At 73.9% G+C, this 3,798-nt stretch carries 5 protein-coding genes; 4 read left to right on the top strand and 1 reads right to left on the bottom strand.

Going from position 1 to position 3,798, the window contains the following annotated elements:
• The 3 genes from VGH76_RS25595 to VGH76_RS25605 all read left to right on the top strand — a co-directional run.
• The coding region (locus VGH76_RS25595) for a 2-keto-4-pentenoate hydratase (RefSeq protein ID WP_331559589.1) at positions 1-719 on the top strand (719 nt) is incomplete at its 5' end.
• A gap of 61 nt (positions 720-780) precedes the next feature.
• Complete coding sequence (locus VGH76_RS25600) at positions 781-984, top strand: 2-hydroxymuconate tautomerase (protein ID WP_331559590.1); 204 nt, start codon at positions 781-783, stop codon at positions 982-984.
• Between the two features lie 6 nt (positions 985-990).
• Positions 991-1,374 carry a Rieske (2Fe-2S) protein gene (locus VGH76_RS25605; protein WP_331559591.1) on the top strand — a complete coding sequence of 128 codons (384 nt, stop codon included), beginning with the start codon at positions 991-993 and terminating at the stop codon, positions 1,372-1,374.
• 190 nt (positions 1,375-1,564) lie between these two features.
• On the opposite strand, the gene VGH76_RS25610 is transcribed toward VGH76_RS25605, so the two are convergent.
• Positions 1,565-2,431, bottom strand: coding sequence for a serine protein kinase RIO (locus VGH76_RS25610; RefSeq protein WP_331559592.1), 867 nt, complete (start codon positions 2,429-2,431; stop codon positions 1,565-1,567).
• Positions 2,432-3,110: 679 nt separating this feature from the next.
• Between VGH76_RS25610 and VGH76_RS25615 the strand changes: the two genes are divergently transcribed.
• The coding region (locus VGH76_RS25615; protein WP_331559593.1) for a transposase at positions 3,111-3,798 on the top strand (688 nt) is incomplete at its 3' end.

Below are 3,798 nucleotides of genomic sequence, written 5' to 3' on the forward strand. Positions count from 1 at the left end.
CCGAGCGGACCGCGATCGAACCGCTGACCGACGACGTCACCGGGCTCGACCTCGAGACGGCCTACGAGGTGCAGCGAGAACTGCGGCGCCGGGCCGGACCACTGGCGGGCTGGAAGCTGGGGGTCACCTCGCGGGCCAAGCAGGCCCAGGTCGGGGTCGACGCGCCGGTGTACGGCTTCCTGCCGGCGTCGGCGGCGCTCGACCTCGGCGAGCCGCTGCCGTGCTCGCAGCACATCCAGCCGCGCGCCGAGCCGGAGATCGTCTTCATGCTGGGCCGCGATCTGGCCGGGCCCGATGTTCGCGCGTCCGACGTGCTGGCGGCGACGGCGGGCGTCGGCGTCGGGATCGAGATCCTCGACTCCCGCTATCGCGACTACCGCTTCACAATGGCCGACGTCGTCGCCGACGACACCTCGGCGGGCCGGTTCGTCGTCGGTGCCCCCGTGCCCGTGGCCGGCATCGACCTGCGGCTGGTCGGCGTCGTGCTCGAGCGCAACGGCGAGCTGGTGGCCACCGCGTCCGGCGCGGCGTCGCTCGGTCATCCGGCCGCCGCCGTGGCGTGGCTCGTCCGCCGGCTCGCGGCGTCGGGGGAAGGCCTGGCCGCGGGTCAGGTCGTCCTGTCGGGCGGGCTGACCGCGGCGACACCGGTTCGCGCTGGCGACGTCGTCACCGTGACCATCGACCGGCTCGGCACCGTCGAGCTGGCCTGCGCCTCGTGAGTGCTCGTCCGTGCTCTGGCGCGGACAAGCACGCACAGGCCCGACGAAGGAGGGCGACACCGTGCCCCTGGTCCAGATCACCCTCGCGCGCGGGCGCACGCCCGAGCAGCCGGCCGCGCTGGGGGAGAAGGTGACCGCCGCGGTCGCCGACGCCGTCGGCGCCCCGCCGGGCGACGTCCGCGTCGTGGTGACCGAGTGCGAGCCCGAGCACTGGTTCGTCGGCGGCGAGTCGCTGGCCGAGCTGCGGGCGTCCGGTCGGCGGTGATCGGCGATGGTGCTGGTCCCGCTCGGTGACGGCGCTGGGGCGTCGGCCTGGGTCGTGACGGCCCCGGACGGACGCGACGTCGCGGTCTTCCGCCTCGACGACGGCTCGCTGCGCGCCGTCCAGGCGGCGTGCCCGCACCGCGCCGGTCCGCTCGCGGAGGGACGGTTGCTCCAGGCCGGCGACGGCGCCGCCGACGCCACGATCATGTGCCCGTCGCACTGGTACCGATTCTCGCTGGAGACGGGCCGGAACATGACGATGCCGGGCGACGGCCTGGCCTGCTACCCCGTGGTGGACCACGACGGCGTCCCGCACGCGGAGCTGCCTCCGCCGCCGGTGCCGTCGAGCTGGTCGGAGCGCCTGCGTGCGCACGCCCGGGGCGACGTCTGATCTCCCACGACGAGGTAGAGCAGCTCGTCGAGGTGCTGAGAACGACTCCCGCCCGGCCGCCTTTGTCTTCGACACCCGCTCGGCGGCGAAGACGTGCACGGTGCGAGTCGCCGTTGGGCGCGCTGGTCAGCCCGCAGCAGGTCGGGCGGGCCGTCGTGAGCGCTCGTCCGTGCCCCGACACGAGCTCCACTCACACGGCATGGCCCACCAGTCGGTGGAACAGGCCCTCGGCGTCGACGTCGAGACCGCGCGCGACGAACCACTCGCTGAGCCGCCGGACGTCGCGGACGAGGATCTCGGGACCGTGCGGGTTGCCGACGAGGTCGACGACCTGCGGCAGGTCGATGAGCACCAGCCGGCCGTCGTGGACCAGGACGTTGTAGGCCGAGAGGTCGCCGTGGGTCCAGCCGAGACGGGCGAGCCCGATGAGCGCCGCGGTCAGCTGCTCCCACCAGTCCCGGAGCTCGTCCCGGTCGGGGCGGCGCTGGGCGAGGCGTGGCGCGGCCGTGCCGTCGGGTGAGCCGAGGAACTCGAGCAGCAGCTCCGTGCCCTGGAGCGAGATGGGGTAGGGCACCGGCACACCGGCCGCGTACAGCGTGCTCAGCGCGCCGAACTCGGCGGCCGCCCACTGCCCGGCGAGCAGCTCGCGGCCGAACGCCGTCCGGTTCGCCATCGCGCGCGTCTCGCGGGACCGGCGCACCCGACGGCCCTCGAGGTAGCCGGCGTCGCGGTGGAACATGCGGTGCTCGCCGGAGCGGTACCGCTTGGCCGCGAGGAGGAGGTCGGGTCCGCCGGGCACCGCGCGGGCGAGGAGGTGGACGTCGGCCTCCTTGCCGGTCTTGAGCACGCCGAGCTCCGTGTCGACGGCGCCGGCGCCGGTGACGACCCAGCCGGGTCTCGGTTCCGGGCCGTGGATGGCGTCGGGCCAGGTGGACCAGCGGTCACCGTCGGGTGGGCCGACGTCGTCGCCGTTGTCGCGGTCGGATACGGCGTGACGGGAGAGGTCGGGCTCGTCGTCTTCGAAGCGTCGACGGCGACGGGGGATGCGTTCGTGCAACGGAGGGGCTCCAGACGTGGGGAGATCACCCCACGCGGCACTGCCCTCAGCGCAGGGTGCGGACGCGGCGGGGCGCCGACCCGGCACCGGCCGGGCCGAGCGCCGCCCACCGGGCGACGGTCTGCACGAGGCATCTCCTCCGACGAGAGCACGCCTTCTGCGCGCTGCCGCGATCCTGCGCGGCGAGCGTCCGAGGGGGCAAGCGGATTACCGAGCGGTCGCCCTCGACGAGGTGCACCTCGAAGATCGGCACGTCGGTTCCCGCCCTCCGGTCGAGCCGTGTCGCCGCAGCCTCTCAGGACGGCGGATCGCCATCACGACGGCCTGCGGTCCGGTGACGAGATCACCGCTGACGTCGCCGCCCTCCCGGCCGAGCCGGGCGCGGCGTCGGCGATGCCCGACCACGCCCGGCGATCGTGCGCGGGTGCGGTTCCGCGAGCACGAGGCTCCGAGGAGGTCCCGACGGCGGCACCGTCATGGCTCGACTCGGATCGGCGGGTGGGTGGCGCGGCTCCGAGATGGGAACGGCTGGCGGGGATCTCGGCCCGGTGCCGGTGGTACGAACGGCGCGTTCGTCGCGCGGGAAGCAACGAACGTGCCGTTCGTTCTCCTAGGAGACCGCTGAAGAAAGCGGGGTGTCGGAGAGGGCCGCTGGGGCCGGGGCTGGGATCCTTGTTGGGTGCAGGGTCGCTCTGATGATCAGCGTGAGTTGCTGGATGTGGAGTCGGTCGCTGGGCATCTGCTGAAGCCGGGCAGCGTGTTCGCGTTCCTGGCCGCGCACCGGTTCCGGTTGTTCCCGCCGGAGCTGTTCGCCGATCTGTTCCCGAGCCGCCGGGGCCGGCCGAGTGTGCCGCCGGAGGTGGTGGCCACGGTGCTGGTCCTGCAGGCCCTGCACGGTCTGTCGGACCGGGAGGCGGTCGAGGCCCTCACGTTCGATCTGCGGTGGAAGGCCGCGTGCGGGCTGGCGGTCACCGCCACCGCGTTCGACCCGTCGACGTTGACCTACTGGCGGCGTCGCCTGGCCGGCTCCGACCGTCCGGACCGCGTCTTCGAGGTGGTCGCCGAGGTGGTCACCGAGACCGGGGCGGTGGCGGGGAAGACCCGCCGCGCGTTGGACTCGACCATCCTGGATGACGCGGTGGCCCGGCAGGACACCGTGACCCAGCTGATCGCCGCGATCCGCCGGGTCGCCCGTGAGGTCCCCGCCGGCGCCGAGGTCGTCGCCGCCGTGACCAGCGGGCATGACTACTCGAAGCCGGGCAAGCCCGAGATCGCCTGGGACGACCCGCAGGCTCGTGACGAGCTGGTCTCGGCGCTGGTCACCGATGCGTTGGCGGTGCTGGCCGAGCTCGAGACGCGCTATCGCG

Origin of the sequence: Actinomycetospora sp. (assembly GCF_036497585.1) — a bacterium.
In the GTDB taxonomy this organism is placed as follows: domain Bacteria; phylum Actinomycetota; class Actinomycetes; order Mycobacteriales; family Pseudonocardiaceae; genus Actinomycetospora.

Excerpts from the sequence above, each read along its gene's own strand:
- VGH76_RS25605 (WP_331559591.1), top strand. The coding sequence starts at position 991 with ATGGTGCTGGTCCCGCTCGGTGACGGCGCTGGGGCGTCGGCCTGGGTC.